16 protein-coding genes are annotated in these 19,583 nt (G+C 68.8%); 11 read left to right on the top strand and 5 right to left on the bottom strand.

The window, feature by feature from the left end; genetic code table 11:
* Positions 1 to 9 precede the first annotated feature (9 nt).
* Complete coding sequence (locus tag HEP85_RS11870; RefSeq protein ID WP_168527759.1) at positions 10 to 3,141, top strand: efflux RND transporter permease subunit; 3,132 nt, start codon at positions 10 to 12, stop codon at positions 3,139 to 3,141.
* Positions 3,142 to 3,293: 152 nt separating this feature from the next.
* Here HEP85_RS11870 and nadA read toward each other — a convergent pair whose 3' ends face one another.
* A complete protein-coding gene (gene nadA / locus HEP85_RS11865; protein WP_168527758.1) occupies positions 3,294 to 4,478 on the bottom strand; it encodes a quinolinate synthase NadA in 1,185 nt (394 codons plus the stop codon).
* 309 nt (positions 4,479 to 4,787) lie between these two features.
* On the opposite strand from nadA, the gene HEP85_RS11860 reads away from it, so the two are divergent.
* The gene (locus HEP85_RS11860; protein ID WP_168527757.1) at positions 4,788 to 5,144 is read left to right on the top strand and encodes an iron-sulfur cluster assembly accessory protein; all 357 of its coding nucleotides are present in this window, start codon (positions 4,788 to 4,790) and stop codon (positions 5,142 to 5,144) included.
* Positions 5,145 to 5,264: 120 nt separating this feature from the next.
* Here HEP85_RS11860 and HEP85_RS11855 read toward each other — a convergent pair whose 3' ends face one another.
* Together HEP85_RS11855 and HEP85_RS11850 are read right to left on the bottom strand one after the other, a co-directional pair.
* On the bottom strand, positions 5,265 to 6,821 hold the full coding sequence (locus HEP85_RS11855; protein WP_248001897.1) for a hypothetical protein: 1,557 nt from the start codon (positions 6,819 to 6,821) through the stop codon (positions 5,265 to 5,267).
* A gap of 205 nt (positions 6,822 to 7,026) precedes the next feature.
* Positions 7,027 to 7,236 (bottom strand): hypothetical protein, encoded by a 210-nt coding sequence (locus HEP85_RS11850; RefSeq protein WP_168527756.1) that lies wholly within the window; start codon positions 7,234 to 7,236, stop codon positions 7,027 to 7,029.
* Between the two features lie 134 nt (positions 7,237 to 7,370).
* On the opposite strand from HEP85_RS11850, the gene HEP85_RS11845 reads away from it, so the two are divergent.
* On the top strand, positions 7,371 to 8,345 hold the full coding sequence (locus HEP85_RS11845; protein WP_168527755.1) for a carbohydrate kinase family protein: 975 nt from the start codon (positions 7,371 to 7,373) through the stop codon (positions 8,343 to 8,345).
* A gap of 22 nt (positions 8,346 to 8,367) precedes the next feature.
* On the opposite strand, the gene HEP85_RS11840 is transcribed toward HEP85_RS11845, so the two are convergent.
* Positions 8,368 to 9,750 (bottom strand): cysteine desulfurase/sulfurtransferase TusA family protein, encoded by a 1,383-nt coding sequence (locus tag HEP85_RS11840; RefSeq protein WP_168527754.1) that lies wholly within the window; start codon positions 9,748 to 9,750, stop codon positions 8,368 to 8,370.
* A gap of 336 nt (positions 9,751 to 10,086) precedes the next feature.
* Between HEP85_RS11840 and coxB the strand changes: the two genes are divergently transcribed.
* From coxB to HEP85_RS11820, 4 genes are all read left to right on the top strand, one after another.
* On the top strand, positions 10,087 to 11,046 hold the full coding sequence (gene coxB, locus HEP85_RS11835; RefSeq protein WP_168527753.1) for a cytochrome c oxidase subunit II: 960 nt from the start codon (positions 10,087 to 10,089) through the stop codon (positions 11,044 to 11,046).
* On the top strand, positions 11,043 to 12,779 hold the full coding sequence (gene ctaD / locus HEP85_RS11830) for a cytochrome c oxidase subunit I (protein ID WP_168527752.1): 1,737 nt from the start codon (positions 11,043 to 11,045) through the stop codon (positions 12,777 to 12,779). The genes coxB and ctaD overlap by 4 nt, the downstream gene beginning before the upstream one ends.
* Entirely contained in the window at positions 12,776 to 13,174 is a 399-nt protein-coding gene (locus HEP85_RS11825; RefSeq protein ID WP_168527751.1) for a cytochrome c oxidase subunit 4, read from the top strand. Before ctaD ends, HEP85_RS11825 begins: the two co-directional genes overlap by 4 nt.
* Before the next feature lie 155 nt (positions 13,175 to 13,329).
* On the top strand, positions 13,330 to 14,595 hold the full coding sequence (locus HEP85_RS11820) for an Ig-like domain-containing protein (RefSeq protein WP_168527750.1): 1,266 nt from the start codon (positions 13,330 to 13,332) through the stop codon (positions 14,593 to 14,595).
* A gap of 95 nt (positions 14,596 to 14,690) precedes the next feature.
* On the opposite strand, the gene HEP85_RS11815 is transcribed toward HEP85_RS11820, so the two are convergent.
* Complete coding sequence (locus HEP85_RS11815; RefSeq protein ID WP_168527749.1) at positions 14,691 to 15,092, bottom strand: hypothetical protein; 402 nt, start codon at positions 15,090 to 15,092, stop codon at positions 14,691 to 14,693.
* 193 nt (positions 15,093 to 15,285) lie between these two features.
* On the opposite strand from HEP85_RS11815, the gene HEP85_RS11810 reads away from it, so the two are divergent.
* The 4 genes from HEP85_RS11810 to HEP85_RS11795 all read left to right on the top strand — a co-directional run bounded on the left by HEP85_RS11810 (position 15,286) and on the right by HEP85_RS11795 (position 19,475).
* The gene (locus tag HEP85_RS11810; protein ID WP_168527748.1) at positions 15,286 to 15,906 is read left to right on the top strand and encodes a heme-copper oxidase subunit III; all 621 of its coding nucleotides are present in this window, start codon (positions 15,286 to 15,288) and stop codon (positions 15,904 to 15,906) included.
* A 64-nt stretch (positions 15,907 to 15,970) separates the two neighbouring features.
* Entirely contained in the window at positions 15,971 to 16,780 is an 810-nt protein-coding gene (locus HEP85_RS11805; RefSeq protein ID WP_168527747.1) for a c-type cytochrome, read from the top strand.
* Positions 16,777 to 17,841: a ubiquinol-cytochrome c reductase iron-sulfur subunit gene (locus HEP85_RS11800; protein ID WP_168527746.1), complete on the top strand. Its 1,065-nt coding sequence runs from the start codon at positions 16,777 to 16,779 to the stop codon at positions 17,839 to 17,841. Before HEP85_RS11805 ends, HEP85_RS11800 begins: the two co-directional genes overlap by 4 nt.
* Positions 17,838 to 19,475: a cytochrome bc complex cytochrome b subunit gene (locus HEP85_RS11795; RefSeq protein ID WP_168527745.1), complete on the top strand. Its 1,638-nt coding sequence runs from the start codon at positions 17,838 to 17,840 to the stop codon at positions 19,473 to 19,475. The genes HEP85_RS11800 and HEP85_RS11795 overlap by 4 nt, the downstream gene beginning before the upstream one ends.
* Positions 19,476 to 19,583: the final 108 nt, after the last annotated feature.

The following is a 19,583-nucleotide window of genomic DNA, read 5'->3' as shown; positions in this document are numbered from 1 at the left end:
CCCCCACCCATGTCCTGGCTGTCCAGATTCAGCCTCGCGCAACGGGCCCTCATCGGGCTGATGTCGATCGTCGCGCTCGCGTTCGGAGCGATCGCGATCCCCCAGCTCAAGCAGCAGCTGCTGCCCACCATCGAACTGCCCATGGTGTCCGTGCTCGCGCCGTACCAGGGTGCGTCTCCCGATGTGGTCGAGAAGCAGGTCGTCGAGCCCATCGAGGACACCCTCGAAGGCGTCGACGGCATCACGGGTGTCACCTCCACCGCCAGCGAGGGCAACGCCGTGATCAGGGCGTCCTTCGACTACGGCAACAACACCAAGCAGCTCGTCGCCGACGTCCAGCAGGCCGTCAACCGTGCCCGCGTCCAGCTCCCGGACGCCGTCGACCCGCAGGTCATCGCGGGTTCGACCGACGACATCCCGACCGTGGTGCTCGCCGTCACGTCCGACAAGGACCAGCAGGCCCTGTCCGACCAGCTCGACCGCACGGTCGTGTCGGACCTCAAGAGCATCGACGGCGTCGGCCAGGTGACGGTGGACGGCGTACGGGACCTCCAGGTCACCGTGGTGCCGGACGACGCAAAGATGGCGGACGCCGGGCTCACCCCCGCCGCTCTCGGCCAGGCGCTGCAGGCGGGCGGCGCGACCGTCCCGGCCGGCTCCTTCGACGAGGACGGCAACAACCGGACCGTCCAGGTCGGCGGCGGCTTCACCTCGCTGCGGCAGATCCAGGACCTGATGGTCACGGGCGGCCAGGGCAAGAAGCCGGTGCGCCTCTCCTCCGTCGCCACGGTCGAGCAGCAGCCGTCGAAGGCCGACTCCCTCACCCGCACGGACGGCCGGCCGAGCCTCGCCGTGAACGTCACCATGGACCACGACGGCAGCGCGGTCGCCATCTCCGACGCCGTCAAGGACAAGCTGCCCGGGATGCGCAAGGACCTGGGCACCGGGTCGACGATCACCGTCGTCAGCGACCAGGGCCCGGCCGTGTCCAAGTCGATCAAGGGTCTGACCACCGAGGGCGGGCTGGGCCTGCTCTTCGCGGTCCTGGTCATCCTGGTGTTCCTGGCGTCGATCCGCTCGACGCTCGTCACCGCGGTGTCCATCCCGCTGTCGGTGGTACTGGCGCTGATCGTGCTCTGGACCCGTGACCTGTCGCTCAACATGCTCACGCTCGGCGCGCTCACCATCGCGATCGGCCGGGTCGTCGACGACTCGATCGTCGTCCTGGAGAACATCAAGCGGCACCTCGGCTACGGCGAGGAGCGCGAGGAGGCCATCCTCAAGGCGGTCCGCGAGGTGGCGGGCGCGGTCACGTCCTCGACCCTCACCACGGTCGCCGTCTTCCTGCCCATCGGCCTCACCGGCGGCATGGTGGGCGAGCTGTTCGGCTCCTTCAGCCTGACGGTCACGGCGGCGCTGCTGGCGTCCCTCATCGTCTCCCTGACGGTCGTCCCGGTTCTGTCGTACTGGTTCCTGCGGCCCCCGAAGGACATGCCGGCGGACGCCGACGAGGCACGCCGCACGGCCGAGGAGAAGGAGGCCCGCAGCCGTCTGCAGCGCTTCTACGTCCCCGTCCTGCGCTTCGCCACCCGCCGCCGTCTGACCAGCGTGGCGCTCGCGGCGGTCGTCCTGGTCGGCACCTTCGGCATGGCGCCGCTGCTGAAGACGAACTTCTTCGACCAGGGCGAGCAGAAGGTGCTCACCCTCAAGCAGGAGCTGAAGCCGGGCACCAGCCTGGCGGCGACCGACGCGCAGGCGAAGAAGGTCGAGCGGATGCTCGGCGGTGTCAAGGGCGTCAAGGACTACCAGGTCACGGTCGGCTCGTCCGGGTTCATGGCCGCGTTCGGTGGCGGTACGGACACCAACCAGGCCTCGTACCAGGTCATGCTGGAGGACTCGGCGTCCGCCACCGACGTCCAGAACCGCATCGAGGACGGACTCGGCAAGCTGTCCGGCATCGGTACGACGACGGTCGCGGCCGGCGACGGCTTCGGCAACCAGGACCTCAGCGTGGTCGTGAAGGCGGCCGACGCGGGCGTCCTGCGCGAGGCGGCGGAGCAGGTGCGCGCCGAGGTCGCGAAGCTCGACGACGTGACGGACGTGACCAGCGACCTGGCGCAGAGCGTGCCGCGCATCTCGGTCAAGGCCAACTCCAAGGCCGCGGCGGCCGGGTTCGACGACACCACGCTCGGCGGTGCCGTCGCCGAGGCGGTGCGCGGCACCACCAGCGGCAAGGCGATCCTGGACGACACCGAGCGGGACGTCGTCATCAGGTCGGCGAAGCCGGCCGAGTCGCTGGCCGGGCTCAGGGACCTGCGTCTCGGCGCGGTCAAGCTCGGTGACATCGCGGACGTGAAGCTGGTCGACGGCCCGGTCTCGATGACCCGGATCGACGGCCAGCGGGCCGCCACGATCACGGCGAAGCCGACCGGGGACAACACGGGCGCGGTCAGCTCCGCCCTCACCGCGAAGCTGAACGCGCTCAAGCTGCCGGCCGGGGCGACCGCCGAGATCGGCGGGGTCTCGCAGAACCAGGACGACGCGTTCAAGAACCTCGGCCTGGCGATGCTGGCGGCGATCGCGATCGTCTTCATGCTGCTGGTCGCGACCTTCCGCTCCCTGGTGCAGCCGCTGATCCTGCTCGTCTCGATCCCGTTCGCGGCGACGGGCGCGATCGGCCTGCTGGTGGTCACCGGTACCCCGATGGGTGTCCCGGCGATGATCGGCATGCTGATGCTCATCGGCATCGTGGTGACGAACGCGATCGTGCTGATCGACCTGATCAACCAGTACCGCGGACAGGGCTACGGAGTGGTCGAGGCCGTGGTGGAGGGTGGCCGTCACCGTCTCCGCCCGATCCTCATGACGGCCCTGGCGACGATCTTCGCCCTGCTCCCGATGGCTCTCGGTGTCACGGGTGAGGGCGGGTTCATCGCCCAGCCGCTGGCGGTGGTCGTCATCGGCGGCCTGATCAGCTCGACCCTGCTGACGCTCCTGCTGGTCCCGACGCTCTACGCGATGCTCGAACTCCGCAAGGAGCGGCGGGCGGGGAAGAAGGCGCAGAAGCGGCTGTTGAAGGCCGGGTCCCCGCCGCGGACGCCGTCCGTCCCGGACGACGAGCCGGAACCGGCGAAGGTCTGAGGACCTGACTCTCCGGGGTCTCCGGGGTCTCCGGGGTCCCGAAACGGCTCGGGCCCGTCCGACACCGATGGTGTCGGACGGGCCCGAGCCGTTCACCGGGCTGTACGGGTTACCGGGCCGTACAGGCGGCGGGGCGGGGTGGTGGGCCGCGGTTACGGCAGCGCCAGCATCCGCTCCAGCGCCAGCTTGGCGAACCGTTCCGTCTCCCGGTCCACCTCGATGCGGTTGACCAGGTTGCCCTCGGCCAGCGACTCCAGGGTCCACACCAGGTGCGGCAGGTCGATGCGGTTCATGGTCGAGCAGAAGCAGACCGTCTTGTCGAGGAAGACGATCTCCTTGCCCTCGGGGGCGAAACGGTTCGCGAGCCGCCGTACGAGATTCAGCTCCGTGCCGATCGCCCACTTCGAGCCGGCCGGGGCCGCCTCCAGGGCCTTGATGATGTACTCCGTGGAGCCGACGTAGTCCGCCGCCTCGACGACCTCGTGCTTGCACTCCGGGTGGACGAGCACGTTCACGCCGGGGATGCGCTCGCGCACGTCGTTCACCGAGTCCAGGCTGAAGCGGCCGTGCACCGAGCAGTGGCCGCGCCACAGGATCATCTTCGCGTCGCGCAGCTGCTGCGCGGTCAGGCCGCCGTTCGGCTTGTGGGGGTTGTAGAGGACGCAGTCCTCCAGGGACATCCCCATGTCACGGACGGCGGTGTTGCGGCCGAGGTGCTGGTCGGGGAGGAAGAGGACCTTCTCGCCCTGCTCGAAGGCCCACTCCAGGGCCCGCTGCGCGTTCGACGACGTGCAGATCGTGCCACCGTGCCTGCCGGTGAACGCCTTGATGTCGGCGGACGAGTTCATGTACGAGACGGGGACGACCTGTTCGGCCACCCCGGCCTCGGTCAGCACGTCCCAGCACTCGGCGACCTGCTCGGCCGTCGCCATGTCGGCCATGGAGCAGCCGGCGGCGAGGTCGGGCAGGACCACCTTCTGGTCGCCGGAGGTGAGGATGTCCGCGGACTCCGCCATGAAGTGCACACCGCAGAAGACGATGTACTCGGCCTCGGGGCGCGCGGCCGCGTCCCGGGCGAGCTTGAAGGAGTCGCCCGTCACGTCCGCGAACTGGATGACCTCGTCGCGCTGGTAGTGGTGGCCGAGCACGAAGACCTTGTCCCCGAGCTTCTCCTTGGCCGCTCGTGCGCGTTCCACCAGGTCCGGGTCGGACGGCGAGGGCAGGTCGCCGGGGCACTCGACGCCGCGCTCGCTCCTCGGGTCGGCCTCACGGCCGAGCAACAGCAGGGCGAGGGGCGTCGGCTGTACGTCGAGCTCCTGGGTCTGGGCGGTGGTCACGACACGCACCCTTTCTGTTCTGCGGCTCGCCGGGTCACGAACGACCCGGCGGGACATGCGGGACAAGCCTTTTCGTCTAAATGACGCTATCTATCATAACCGCTTCACGTCATGTTGACGATGTCCGTCGTGACCATGTGATGAGAATCCCTGACTCGTCCACAGGCCGCTGGGCGTGTTCTCGCCCGTGTGCGAGCATGAGAGGGAAGAGAGAGACCAGAAGACAGACTCTCGGCCCGGAATGAATCCGCGGCCCCGGCGGTTGCAATCGTCGGCAAGCAGTCTCCGAACAACCCGGGAGAGAAGCAGATGTCCGTATCGGACGAGACCACCACCGTGAGCGACGGCATCATGCTGTCCGACGCCGCCGCGGGCAAGGTCAAGGCCCTGCTCGACCAGGAAGGCCGCGAGGATCTGGCACTGCGTGTCGCCGTTCAGCCCGGCGGCTGCTCCGGCCTGCGCTACCAGCTCTTCTTCGACGAGCGCTCCCTCGACGGCGATGTCGTCAAGGACTTCGGCGGCGTCAAGGTCGTCACCGACCGCATGAGCGCCCCGTACCTGGGCGGCGCCTCGATCGACTTCGTGGACACCATCGAGAAGCAGGGCTTCACGATCGACAACCCGAACGCGACGGGCTCCTGCGCCTGCGGCGACTCCTTCAGCTAGGCCCCCGGCCCCTTCGCCGGGCCCAGGCCGACTGCTGGACACGTACGAAGGCGGCGTCCCCCACCGACGGGGGACGCCGCCTTCGCGTATCCGTGCCCGCACCCGAGCGGGCCGTTCCCGCTACCGCACCAACGGCTCCGGGGTGTGCGGCACCTTCGGCACCCTCGGCGTCGTCGGTTGCGTCGGCACGGTCGTCGAAGCGCCCGGTGTCTTCCCCTCCCGGATCTCCCGGCCGTCCGACCCCACGACCTTCCGGTCGCCGAGCGGCTCGTCCAGGCGCACCGTCTTCTCGTAGACCTTGGCGATCAGGATGCAGACCTTGCCCTGCCACGGGGTCTCGGTGACCTTGACCGTCACCTCGTGCGCACTCCCGCTCGCCGAGACGGAGTAGTCGGCGCACACCCCGCCGGTGAAGCTCACCGTCAGATCCCTGCCGTCGGCGGTGTACCCCTGCACCGTGACGTCACGGGACGCCGGCTCGCCGGTCGGCCGAGGGCTCGGCGTCACGCCCGGCGCCCCGGGGGTCTCCGGCGCGGCCAGGTACTTCGGATCGACGGCCGGATGCGTCACGGTGAGGGGGGCGGTGGCCCCCTTCGGCCGTACCTCGAACAGCCAGGACGGCACCAGCGTCTGGTGCCCGTCCACGAAGTGCGACGCCAGCCCGAAGGCGGCCTTCTCGACGTTCACCGACTCCCGCCGCGGCAGCGCGGTCGACGCGGCGCACGGCGACTCGTCCCGGTCCTTCAGCGGCACGGCGCTCGCGCAGCCGCCGGGCCCGTTGCGCGCACCGCCCGGGGCGGATCCGGGGGCGTTCATCAGGTCCAGCGTCCGGCGCGCGCTGAGGACGGGGTACGTGTCCCCGCGCTCCGGCGCCTTCAGCAGGCCGTTGCCGCCCACCACCTGGCCTTCCTTGTCGACCTGGACGCCGGTGGTCCAGCCGGAGGTGGGCAGGCCGCCGACCTCGGGGTCCGCGTTCACCACCCGTACGGCGCCCATGAGCGTGCTCGCGTCGAGTTTCGCGTCGTCCTCGCCGAGCGCCTTCAGCACGGGGGCGGCGGCCTTCTTCGCGGCGGCCTCGCTCGCCGCGTGACTGCTCGGCGAGCCGGGGTCGCTGGTGCACACGGCGCCCTTGCAGTTGTCGGTGCCGGGCGCGTAGCGGCTGAACGTCCAGGTGCCGGGGGCCTGCCGGTTCACCTGGAGACTCGGGCCGGAGCCGTCCCCGGCCTGGCCGGCCTGCCAGGTGTCGCCGACGAGCCGTGGGGTGCCGGTGAGTCCGAGGGCCTTGGCGAGGCGGGTCACCTCGGCCGCGGTGACCGTGCCCCTCGCCGTGTAGACCGGCGCGGAGTCCGGGCCGTCGGGCAGCTTGCCGTCCGCACGGTAGACCGTGCCGTAGGGATTGGGCTCACCTGGCGCGACACCGCCCGTGCCACCGCCTCCGGTGGCGCCGTCGAGGGCGAGCGGCGGGGGAGTGCCGTCGCCGCCGGGGGACTCGGAGCCGCTGTGTCCGCCGCCGTCGAAGGCGGTCGTGGCCAGGTACGCCCCGCCGCCCCCGACGAGCAGAACGGCGGCCGCGACCGAGGCGACGGCCACCGGGAAACGCCGACGGCGTGGCTTCGCCGTCCCGGCACCGTCCTCGGCGGGGTCGGTCGCTTCGTGGTCGGGTCGCTCGGTGCTCACCGCATCGCTCCTTCGGCTCCACTGCTGTCCGCGACGGCCCGGCCCGGCCCCCGGGATTCCCCGGAGCGGGCGCAGAAGGGTCGTACACCGCATCCCCTTTACGGGGGACGGCGATGGGACGCAGCGGGGGAGCGCACGGTTCCCTGCGGGCGCTGTCCGGCCGCCCGCGCACGGCACCCTCGCGGGCGCCGTACGAAATGCGGGGTCAGTCGCCGTAGTCGGACATCGCGTCCAGCAGGCGGGCCGAGGCGGGGGGCACCCGCACCCCGTGGATGCGGGACGGGGACACGGGCGGGACGGTGACCGGGACCGGCGCCGCCCAGTGCCGGGCGGTCCGGGCGCAGTCGTCGCGCAGTGAAGCCAGGCCGCCTTCGAGGTCGAGCGGAGCGGAGCCGTGGACCTTGAGGTTCGTCATAACGGAACCGTATGCACTGGGAGCGTTACGAAGAAAGACCTACTATCGGGTAGTTTTGACCGCTTCAGAGGCCAGGCGCCGACCGGGTAGCGTGAACTGTCAACCCTCTCCCTTCGCAGGAGCGTGTCCTCGCCGTGCGTATCGCAGTCACCGGCTCCATCGCCACCGACCACCTCATGACCTTCCCCGGCCGTTTCGCCGACCAGCTGGTCGCGGACCAGCTGCACACGGTCTCCCTGTCCTTCCTCGTCGACAACCTCGACGTGCGCAGGGGCGGCGTCGGCGCGAACATCGCCTTCGGTATGGGTCAGCTGGGCACCAGGCCGATCCTGGTCGGGGCCGCGGGCTCCGACTTCGACGAATACCGCGCGTGGCTGGACCGCCACGGCGTCGACACCGGCTCCGTGCGGATCTCCGAGGTGCTGCACACCGCGCGCTTCGTGTGCACCACGGACGCCGACCACAACCAGATCGGCTCCTTCTACACGGGCGCGATGAGCGAGGCCCGGCTGATCGAGCTGAAGGCGGTCGCCGACCGGGTCGACGGTCTCGACCTCGTTCTCATCGGGGCGGACGACCCCGAGGCGATGCTGCGGCACACCGAGGAGTGCCGGTCCCGCTCGATCCCCTTCGCGGCCGACTTCTCGCAGCAGATCGCCCGCATGAACGGCGACGAGATCCGGATACTGCTGGACGGGGCGACCTACCTCTTCTCGAACGAGTACGAGAAGGGGCTCATCGAGTCCAAGACCGGCTGGAGCGACTCCGAGATCCTCTCCAAGGTCGGCCACCGGGTGACCACCCTCGGCGCGCGGGGCGTGCGCATCGAGCGCGTCGGCGAGGAGCCGGTGGAGGTCGGCTGCCCGGACGAGGACCGCAAGGCCGACCCGACGGGCGTCGGTGACGCGTTCCGCGCGGGCTTCCTGTCCGGGCTCGCCTGGGGCGTCTCCCTGGAGCGCGCCGCCCAGGTCGGCTGCATGCTCGCCACCCTGGTGATCGAGACGGTCGGCACCCAGGAGTACCAGCTGCGCCGCGCCCACTTCATGGACCGGTTCACCAAGGCGTACGGCGACGACGCGGCCCTGGAGGTCAGGGCCCACCTGGTCTAGGCGGGCCCCGCACCGCACCGGGTCAGGACACCCGGCGGACCACGTAGACCGAGCCCTGGTCCGCCGGCTCCTCCCCGACGTACTCCTGACCCCGCATCTCGCACCACGCCGGGATGTCCAGGCGGGCCGCCTCGTCGTCCGCCAGCACGCGGACGGTGCCGCCGAGGGGCACGTCGCCGATGACCCCGGCCAGTTCGATGACCGGGATCGGACAGAGCTTGCCGAGGGCGTCCAGGACGAGGGAACCGGAAGTGGTGGACGCCGTCCGAGGGGCCGTCGGAGCGCCGAGCTTCTCGCGCACCGCGGAGACCGCCGCCGGAAGGACCGACAGGAACCGGTCCACGTCCTCGGACGGCGTGCCCGGCGGCAGCGACACCCGGACGTTGCCCTCACTGAGTACGCCCATCGCCTTCAGGACATGGCTGGGGGTGAGCGTGCTGCTCGTGCACGACGAACCCGAGGAGACCGAGAAGCCCGCCCGGTCCAGTTCGTGCAGGAGCGACTCCCCGTCGACGTAGAGACAGGAGAAGGTGACGACCCCCGGCAGCCGGCCGACCGGGTCGCCGACCACCTCCACGTCCGGGACCAGTTCCGGGACCCGCGCCCGGATCCGGTCCGTCAGTTCCCGCAGCCGCGCCGCCTCCACGGCCGCCTGCGCGCGCACGGCACGCAGCGCGGCCGCCGCGGCCACCACGGCCGGGATGTTCTCGAAACCGGCCGCCCGCCCCGACTCCCGTTCGTCCAGCGGCCCTTGAGGGGCGAACCGCACTCCCTTGCGTACGACGAGGAGCCCGACCCCCGAAGGGCCGCCCCATTTGTGGGCACTTGCCGTCAACAGGGACCAGTCGCCCTCGATCCGCCCCCAGCCCAGCGACTGCGCCGCGTCCACCAGCAGCGGCACCCCCGCCGCCCTGCACGCCTGTGCGACCGCCGCCACCGGCTGCTCCGTACCCACCTCGTGGTTGGCGGACTGCAGGCAGGCGAGCGCGGTGTCGGGGCGCAGGGCGTCGGCGTACGCGGAAGGGGACACCGCGCCCGCGCGGTCGACCGGGACGTGGGTCACCGTGCCGCCCGCCGCCTCGTGGACCTCCGCCGAATGGAGTACCGACGAATGTTCGACGGCTGACACGATCAGGTGGCGTCCGACCCGTCGACGGCCCGCCAGTGCGCCCTCGATGCCGGAGTGCACCGCGCGGGTGCCGGAGCTGGTGAAGACCAGTTCGTCCGGGCGGCAGCCCACCGCGTCGGCGGCCGCCTCGCGGGCCGCGTCGAGCAAAAGCCGGGCCCGCCGGCCCTCGCGGTAGAGCCGGGCCGGGTCGGCCCAGCCCTCGTCGAGCGAGGCCTGCAGGGCCTGTCGGGCGACGGGATGGAGAGGAGCCGCGGAAGCAGCGTCGAAGTAGGCCACACCCCCACGCTAAAGCCCCGGTCAGGGCAGCGCCCCGAGGGGGCGCGAGGAACGGCGCGACAAGCCGCAGCAGGCCCGCGGCCGCCGAGATGTCCCGTGTCCCGAGCTCCTGGGCGCCCCGAACCACCGTCAGAAGTAGCCCGGAGCAGGGCAACCCACCCCCTTCGGCTGACCCGGCGGCGCGTTGGGCACCCTCCCCGCGCGACCTCAAATAGCGTCCAGTAGGGTTTGGTCCGCATAAACATCCAAACCCCTGCCCGTGTGCCAGGGCGGCGAGCGACCAGCGAGAAGGGCCGTAGCCAACCAGCGCGGGCGAGACTCTCGGGAAGGCGCTACGTGAGTCCCAACGGCTCCGACCGCTCGCCGCGGCGCCCGATGCGGCGGAAGCTGCTGCAGGCAATGACTGCGGGCCTGGTCCTGGTGACCGCCACCGGTTGCACATACAAGGACTTTCCCCGCCTTGGTATGCCCACCCCGGTCACGGAGGAGGCTCCGCGGATCCTCTCCCTCTGGCAGGGCTCGTGGGCGGCCGCGCTCGCCACGGGCGTGCTGGTCTGGGGTCTGATCCTGTGGAGCGTCGTCTTCCATCGGCGCAGCCGCACCAAGGTCGAAGTTCCCCCGCAGACCCGGTACAACATGCCGATCGAGGCGTTGTACACGGTGGTCCCGCTCATCATCGTCTCGGTGCTGTTCTACTTCACCGCCCGCGACGAGACGAAGTTGCTCAGCCTCGACAAGAAGCCCGACCTCACGGTCAACGTGGTCGGCTACCAGTGGAGCTGGGGCTTCAACTACATCGAGAACGTCCCCGGTGTCACCGGAGACGCGAAGACCGACAAGAACCTGGACGCCATTCCGGACCGGTTCAAGACGGACTTCCCGGTGAACGCCGGCGGTGTCTACGAGGCCGGCACTCCCAGTGAGCGGAACCCGCAGACGCACAACCCCGGTCCGACCCTCTGGCTCCCCAAGGGCAAGACGGTCCGCTTCGTCCTCACTTCGCGTGACGTCATCCACTCCTTCTGGGTGGTGCCGTTCCTCATGAAGCAGGACGTCATCCCGGGCCACACCAACTCCTTCCAGGTGACCCCCAACAGGGAGGGCACCTACCTGGGCAAGTGCGCCGAGCTGTGCGGCGTCGACCACTCCCGGATGCTCTTCAACGTGAAGGTCGTCTCGCCCGAGCGCTACGAGGCTCACCTCAAGCAGCTCGCGGCAGAGGGGCAGACCGGTTACATCCCGGCCGGCATTGAGCAGACGGGCCACGAGAAGAACCGGGAGACGAACAACCTGTGAGCATCCTCAACGAACCCCAGGGTGCCGCGGACGCCGACGACTCGTACGAGAACGAGCTGCCGGTGCGGCGCAAGCAGCCGGGCAACGTCGTGATCAAGTGGCTCACCACCACTGACCACAAGACGATCGGCACGCTCTATCTGGTGACGTCGTTCGCCTTCTTCTGCATCGGCGGCGTCATGGCGCTGCTCATGCGCGCCGAGCTGGCGCGCCCCGGTCTGCAGATCATGTCGAACGAGCAGTTCAACCAGGCGTTCACGATGCACGGCACGATCATGCTGCTGATGTTCGCGACGCCGCTGTTCGCCGGTTTCACGAACTGGATCATGCCGCTGCAGATCGGCGCGCCCGACGTGGCGTTCCCGCGGCTGAACATGTTCGCCTACTGGCTGTACCTCTTCGGCTCGACGATCGCGGTCGGCGGCTTCCTCACCCCGCAGGGCGCGGCCGACTTCGGCTGGTTCGCGTACTCGCCGCTGTCGGACGCGGTCCGTTCGCCTGGTGTCGGCGCCGACATGTGGATCATGGGTCTGGCCTTCTCCGGCTTCGGCACGATCCTCGGTGCGGTCAACTTCATCACCACGATCATCTGCATGCGCGCTCCCGGCATGACGATGTTCCGTATGCCCATCTTCGTGTGGAACGTGCTGCTCACCGCGGTTCTGGTGCTGCTCGCCTTCCCCGTCCTGGCGGCGGCCCTGTTCGCCCTGGAGGCGGATCGAAAATTCGGGGCACATGTCTTCGACGCGGCAAATGGCGGAGCCTTGCTCTGGCAACACCTCTTCTGGTTCTTCGGCCATCCAGAGGTGTACATCATCGCCCTCCCCTTCTTCGGAATCATTTCCGAGGTCATCCCGGTGTTCTCGCGCAAGCCGATGTTCGGTTACATGGGCCTGATCGGCGCGACCATCGCGATCGCGGGTCTCTCCGTGACCGTGTGGGCGCACCACATGTACGTCACCGGCGGCGTACTGCTCCCGTTCTTCTCCTTCATGACGTTCCTCATCGCCGTACCGACAGGCGTGAAGTTCTTCAACTGGATCGGAACGATGTGGAAGGGCTCACTGTCCTTCGAGACACCGATGCTCTGGGCCACCGGCTTCCTCATCACGTTCACCTTCGGCGGTCTGACCGGCGTCATCCTGGCCTCGCCGCCGATGGACTTCCACGTCTCCGACTCGTACTTCGTGGTGGCGCACTTCCACTACGTCGTGTTCGGCACCGTGGTGTTCGCGATGTTCTCCGGCTTCCACTTCTGGTGGCCGAAGATGACGGGCAAGATGCTCGACGAGCGGCTCGGCAAGATCACCTTCTGGACGCTGTTCGTGGGCTTCCACGGCACGTTCCTGGTCCAGCACTGGCTGGGCGCCGAGGGCATGCCGCGTCGTTACGCGGACTACCTCGCGGCCGACGGCTTCACCGCCCTGAACACGGTCTCGACGATCTCCTCGTTCCTGCTCGGTCTGTCGATCCTGCCGTTCCTCTACAACGTGTGGAAGACCGCCAAGTACGGCAAGAAGGTCGAGGTCGACGACCCGTGGGGCTACGGCCGTTCGCTCGAGTGGGCCACCTCCTGCCCGCCGCCGCGCCACAACTTCCTCACCCTGCCGCGGATCCGCAGTGAATCCCCGGCGTTCGACCTGCACCACCCGGAGATCGCCGCTCTCGACCAGCTCGAGAACGCCGGTCACGGTTCGGCGGCCCTGGCCGGCGGCAAGGAGGCCGGCAAGTGAAGGTCCAAGGCAAGATGTTCCTCTGGCTGGCCCTCTTCATCCTGATCATGGCCATCGTCTACGGCCTCTGGTCGAAGGAGCCGGCCGGCACCACGGCGCTCTTCCTGGGCTTCGGCCTGAGCGTCATGATCGGCTACTACCTGGCCTTCACGGCCCGGCGGGTCGACCAGCTGGCGCAGGACAACAAGGAGGCCGACGTCGCGGACGAGGCCGGTGAGGTGGGGTTCTTCGCCCCGCACAGCTGGCAGCCGCTCTCGCTCGGTATCGGCGGCGCGCTCGCCTTCATGGGCGTCGTCTTCGGCTGGTGGCTGCTGTACTTCTCGGCCCCGCTCATCCTGATCGGCCTGTGGGGCTGGGTCTTCGAGTTCTACCACGGTCAGGACCGCACCCAGTAGGACCCGGCGGCCCGCGCCACGCGCGGGACACCCTTTACACCAGAGAGCCCGGACACTCCGTCAGGAGGGTCCGGGCTCTCTGCGTGTCGCGCTCGATGTCCCCCGGACGGCTCACCCGCCGTGCCGTCACGGCCGGCCGTTCATAGCGTGAGCTCATGAACCACGTACCGCGAATCCGCACGGTCGTCAGCTGCGCCACGCTGGTGGTTGCCTTCGGCGCGGCCACCACCGCCTGCGGCTCAGACAGTCATCCACTGGCGGCCAAGCCGTACGACGCGGCGGGCCTGATCTCCTTCAACGGTCCGGTCGAAGGCGACAGCAGCAAAGTGGACCCGGACAAGCCACTCGAGATCACCGTCAATGATGACGACGAGCGCATCACCGATGTGACCGCCACGGACGCGACGGGCCGCTACGTGTCGGGTGAGCTGGCCGCCGACGGCACCCGATGGCACAGCACCTCGGCCCTGGCCGCCGGCGCCCACTACACGGTGCAGGTGAGCACGGAGGACGAGGACGGCGCCCAGGGCCGCAAGTCCATCGGCTTCGACACCACCACGCCCAAGGCCAAGAAGACGCTCGGTGTCACCTTCGGGCCCGACGCGGGCGAGTACGGCGTCGGACAGCCCGTCACCGCCCAACTCAGCGCCCCCGTCAAGGACAAGGCCGCCCGCACGATCGTCGAGCGGGCCCTGCGGGTGGACTCGACGCCCGCGACGGAGGGCGCCTGGCACTGGGTGGACGACAAGACCCTGCACTACCGCCCCAAGGAGTACTGGCCCGCCCACGCCACCATCCAGGCGCACAGCAATCTCAAGGGCGTCAAGGTCGGTGCGGGGCTCTGGGGCGGCACCGCGAAGCCCCTGACGCTCACCACCGGCGACCAGCTCGTCGCCCTCACGGACGCCGGCACGCACATCATGACGGTGTACAAGAACGGCGCGGCGATCAACAAGATCCCCATCACCACCGGCAAGCCCGGCTTCGAGACGCGCAACGGCGTCAAGGTGGTGCTGAGCAAGGAGTACGTCGTACGGATGCGCGGTACCACCGTCGGCATCGCCGAGGGTTCCTCCGACTCCTACGACCTGCCCGTGTACTACGCGACCCGGGTCACCTGGAGCGGCGAGTACGTGCACGCGGCGCCCTGGTCCGTGGGCTCCCAGGGGTACGCCAACGTCAGCCACGGTTGCACCGGCATGAGCACCAGCAACGCGGCGTGGTTCTTCAACCACGTGCGCGTGGGCGACATCGTGAAGGTCGTCAACTCCAACGGGGCCCAGATGGCCGCGTTCGACAACGGTTTCGGCGACTGGAACGTCTCCTGGGCGAACTGGCGCAGCGGCAGTGCCCTGGTGGGCGGTACCCCCGACGGTCCGCCGGTGGCGGAGAAGGCGCGCCTGCGCCCCGAGTCCGTGTGAGACGGAGCCGCGGTCCCGCGCCCCGTCGAGGGCGCGGGAAACGGCGTGCCGGGCCCCAGGCGGCCCGCGGCCGCCGCGGCCCTCCGTCCGGGCCCTCAGGCGCCGAGCAGAGCCTTACGGCGCAGGAGAGAGGCCAGCGAGGCGGCGAACTCCACCGGGTCGACCGGCAGGGTCACCGCGGCGTCCGCACGGCTCCAGGTGGCCAGCCAGGCGTCCTGGGGGCGCCCGATGAGCACGAGGACGGGCGGGCAGTTGAAGATCTCGTCCTTGATCTGCCGGCAGATCCCCATGCCCCCCATCGGAACCGCCTCGCCGTCCAGCACACAGACGTCGATGCCGCCCCTGTCCAGCTCCTTCAGGACCGCGGCGGGCGTCGCGCACTCGATGAACTCGACCTGGGGAACGTCGGAGGCCGGTCTGCGGCCTGTCGCCAGCCGCACCTGCCCCCGGGTGTTGGAGTCGTCACTGTAGACCAGCACCGTGGCGGTCGGCTGCATTGTTCCTCCACGCATCTGAGAAGCACCGCATCGGTCGGGTACTCCTGGTACCGATGGCGCGGATGCTACTCCTTCAAACACCTCGTCAACACCGGTTCGGACAGGGCTTCGATGGGCCATACGGGCTGGACACACCCCACAGACACCCCGAACGGCACCCCCCGGGGTGAGGGCGGGATAAGCGACCGACATAATGTCGGTCGTGGCGACAGCAACGACAGTAGAAACCGGGCACGCGCACCCGTCGGTCAATCGACCGAACCTCACCAGCGTCGGAACCATCATCTGGCTGAGTTCCGAGCTGATGTTCTTCGCGGCCCTCTTCGCGATGTACTTCACCCTGCGATCGGTGACCGGACCGGATCACTGGAAGGAGATGGCGGGCCATCTCAACTTCCCGTTCTCGGCCTCGAACACCACGATCCTGGTGCTCTCCTCCCTGACCTGCCAGCTCGGCGTGTTCGCCGCCGAGCGCGGGGACGTGAAGAAGCTCCGGATGTGGTTCACCGTCACGTTCGTGATGGGTGCGATCTTCATCGGCGGTCAGATCTTCGAGTACACCGAACTGGTCAAGAAGGACGGGCTCTCGCTCTCCTCCGACCCGTACGGCTCGGTGTTCTACCTGACCACCGGCTTCCACGGCCTGCACGTGACGGGCGGCCTCATCGCCTTCCTGCTGGTCCTCGGCCGCACCTACGCGGCCAAGAGGTTCACTCACGAGCAGGCGACCGCCGCCATCGTCGTGTCCTACTACTGGCACTTCGTCGATGTCGTCTGGATCGGCCTCTTCGCCACGATCTACATGATCAAGTAATCGGGCCCGCAGCCCGAAACATCCAGAAGCATCGACGCAGAAGATCCTGACACCGGGGTAATCCGTGAAAAAGCTCTCCGCACGACGACGCCATCCGCTGGCGGCGGTCGTCGTCCTACTCCTCGCGCTGGCGGCCACCGGGGGGCTGTACGCCGCGTTCGCACCCGCGAGCAAGGCGCAGGCCGACACCACCGCCCAGTCCCTTGCCATCGACGAGGGCAAGAAGCTCTTCTCCGTGGGCTGCGCAAGCTGCCACGGAACCGGCGGTCAGGGCTCCTCCGACGGGCCGAGCCTGGTGGGTGTGGGCGCCGCGGCGGTCGACTTCCAGGTCGGCACCGGCCGCATGCCGGCCCAGCAGCCGGGCGCGCAGATCCCGCGCAAGAAGGTCATCTACTCGCAGGCCGAGATCGACCAGCTCGCGGCGTACATCGCCTCGCTGGGCGCTGGTCCCACGGTCCCGACCAAGAGCCAGGTCAGCCCGGAGGGCGCGGACATCGCCAAGGGCGGCGAACTGTTCCGCACCAACTGCGCCCAGTGCCACAACTTCACCGGCAAGGGCGGCGCGCTGACGGACGGCAAGTTCGCGCCGGGCCTTGAGGGTGTCGACCCCAAGCACATCTACGAGGCCATGCAGACCGGCCCGCAGAACATGCCCTCCTTCCCCGACACCACGCTGTCGGAGAAGAACAAGAAGGACATCATCGCGTACCTCGACGCGGTCAACGGTGACAACACCGAGAGCCCGGGCGGTCTCGACCTGGGCGGCCTCGGGCCGGTCAGTGAAGGCCTCTTCGGCTGGATCTTCGGTCTTGGCGTCCTGGTCGCCGTCGCCGTCTGGGTCGCCGCTCGGACCGCAAAGGCCAAGAAGTCATGAGTAGCCAAGACATTCCAGAAGAGAACCTGCCCGCTGAGCGGGCCGACGAGCACGGTCACGGCGCAGTAGCCGTCGCGAACGAGGACAACCCGTTCGCGGACCCGGGACTGCCGCCCCACGAGCACCGCATCCAGGACATCGACGAGCGGGCCGCCCAGCGGTCCGAGCGTGTCGTCGCGATGCTGTTCACGCTGTCGATGCTGGCCACCGTGGCCTTCATCGCCTCGTACGTGACGATCCCGAACGACAAGTCGATCTTCGTCTTCCCGCTCGGGCACATCAGCGCGCTGAACTTCGCGCTGGGTATGACGCTCGGTGTGGCGTTGTTCGCGATCGGCGCGGGCGCGGTCCACTGGGCCCGCACCCTGATGTCCGACGTGGAGATCGCCGACGAGCGTCACCCGATCGAGGCGGAGCCCGAGGTCAAGGCCAAGGTCCTGGCCGACTTCAAGCAGGGTGCCAAGGAGTCCGCGCTCGGCCGCCGCAAGCTGATCCGCACCACGATGTTCGGCGCGCTGGCCCTGTTCCCGCTCTCCGGCGTCATGCTGCTGCGTGACCTCGGTCCGCTGCCGGGCACCAAGCTGCGCCACACGATCTGGTCCAAGGGCAAGCTGCTCGTCAGCATGAACACGAACGAGCCGCTGCGTCCCTCCGACATCGCCGTCGGCTCGCTCACCTTCGTCAAGCCCGAGGGCCTGGAGGAGAAGGACGAGGACTTCCAGCAGGAGATCGCGAAGGCCGCCGTGATGATCGTCCGGCTCCAGCCGGAGAACATCAAGGACAAGCGCGAGCTCGCCTGGTCGCACGAGGGCATCGTGGCGTACTCGAAGATCTGCACCCACGTCGGCTGCCCGATCTCCCTGTACGAGCAGCAGACGCACCACGTGCTCTGCCCCTGCCACCAGTCCACCTTCGACCTCTCCGACGGTGCCCGAGTGATCTTCGGCCCGGCCGGTCATGCCCTGCCGCAGCTGCGCATCGGTGTGAACGACGAGGGCTACCTCGAGGCGCTCGGCGACTTCGACGAGCCCGTCGGTCCTGCATTCTGGGAGCGCGGATGAGTACTACCAGCACCTCCGACTCGCGCTCGCGCGAGAAGGCGCCCGCCGGTGAGCGGGTCGCCGACTGGGCCGACGGCCGCCTGGGGATCTACTCCCTGGCCAAGTCCAACATGCGCAAGATCTTCCCCGACCACTGGTCGTTCATGTTGGGTGAGGTCTGCCTCTACAGCTTCATCGTCATCATCCTCACGGGTGTGTATCTGACCCTGTTCTTCCACCCGTCGATGAACGAGGTGGTGTACCACGGCAGCTACGTCCCGCTGCAGGGCCAGATGATGTCCGAGGCGTTCAACTCGACCATGCACATCTCCTTCGAGGTGCGCGGTGGTCTGCTGATCCGGCAGATCCACCACTGGGCGGCGCTGGTCTTCCTCGCCGGCATGTTCGTGCACATGATGCGCGTGTTCTTCACGGGTGCGTTCCGCAAGCCGCGTGAGGTCAACTGGCTGTTCGGCTTCCTGCTGTTCGTCCTGGGCATGTTCACCGGCTTCACCGGATACTCGCTCCCGGACGACCTGCTCTCCGGCACCGGTGTCCGCTTCATGGAGGGCGCGGTCCTGTCCGTGCCGATCGTCGGCACGTACCTCTCGTTCTTCCTCTTCGGCGGTCAGTTCCCGGGCGGCGACTTCGTGGCCCGCTTCTACTCCGTGCACGTGCTGCTGCTGCCGGGCATCATGCTCGGCCTGGTCGTCGGCCACCTGATCCTGGTCTTCTACCACAAGCACACGCAGTTCGCGGGCCCCGGAAAGACGAACAAGAACGTCGTCGGCATGCCGCTGCTGCCGGTCTACATGGCCAAGGCCGGAGGCTTCTTCTTCCTGGTCTTCGGTGTCATCGCGGCCATCGCGGCGATCGCCTCGATCAACCCGATCTGGACCATGGGTCCCTACCGTCCGGACATGGTGTCCACGGGGGCCCAGCCCGACTGGTACATGGGCTTCTCCGAGGGCCTGATCCGAGTCATGCCGGGCTGGGAGATCAACCTCTGGGGTCACACGCTCGTCCTGGGTGTGTTCATCCCGCTGGTGATCTTCCCGCTGGTCCTGGTCGCGATCGCGGTCTACCCGTTCATCGAGTCCTGGGTCACCGGCGACAAGCGCGAGCACCACATCCTGGACCGCCCGCGCAACGTCCCGACCCGTACCGCGTTCGGCGCGGCCTGGATCAGCTGGTACTTCGTCCTGCTGGTCGGTGGCGGCAACGACATCTGGGCCACGCACTTCCACCTGTCGATCAACTCGATCACCTGGTTCGTCCGGATCGCGTTCTTCGTCGTGCCGGTGCTCGTCTTCATCGCCACCAAGCGGATCTGCCTCGGCCTCCAGCGCCGGGACAAGGAGAAGGTGCTGCACGGCCGCGAGTCGGGCATCATCAAGCGCCTGCCGCACGGTGAGTTCATCGAGGTGCACGAGCCGCTCGGCCAGGAGGCCCTGCACACGCTCACCGCGCACGAGCAGTACCGGCCCGCCGAGATCGGCCCGGTGGTCGACGAGAACGGTGTCGAGCGCAAGGTCAACGGCGCGCAGCGGCTGCGTGCCAAGCTCAGCAAGGGCTTCTACGGGGAGAACAGCCAGATCCCCAAGCCCACGGTCGAGGAGTACGAGGAGATCACGAGCGGCCACGGCCACCACTGATCCCCCGGCCGGTCCTCACCGGTCCCACTGATCGCCACGGCAGGAGCCCCCGTCCCTTGGACGGGGGCTCTTCGCCGTGCCCGGGCTGGATAGGGTGGACCCTGCTTG

Source organism: Streptomyces sp. RPA4-2 (genome assembly GCF_012273515.2).
GTDB lineage: Bacteria > Actinomycetota > Actinomycetes > Streptomycetales > Streptomycetaceae > Streptomyces > Streptomyces kaempferi.
This window is presented reverse-complemented; position numbering and strand designations above follow the sequence as displayed.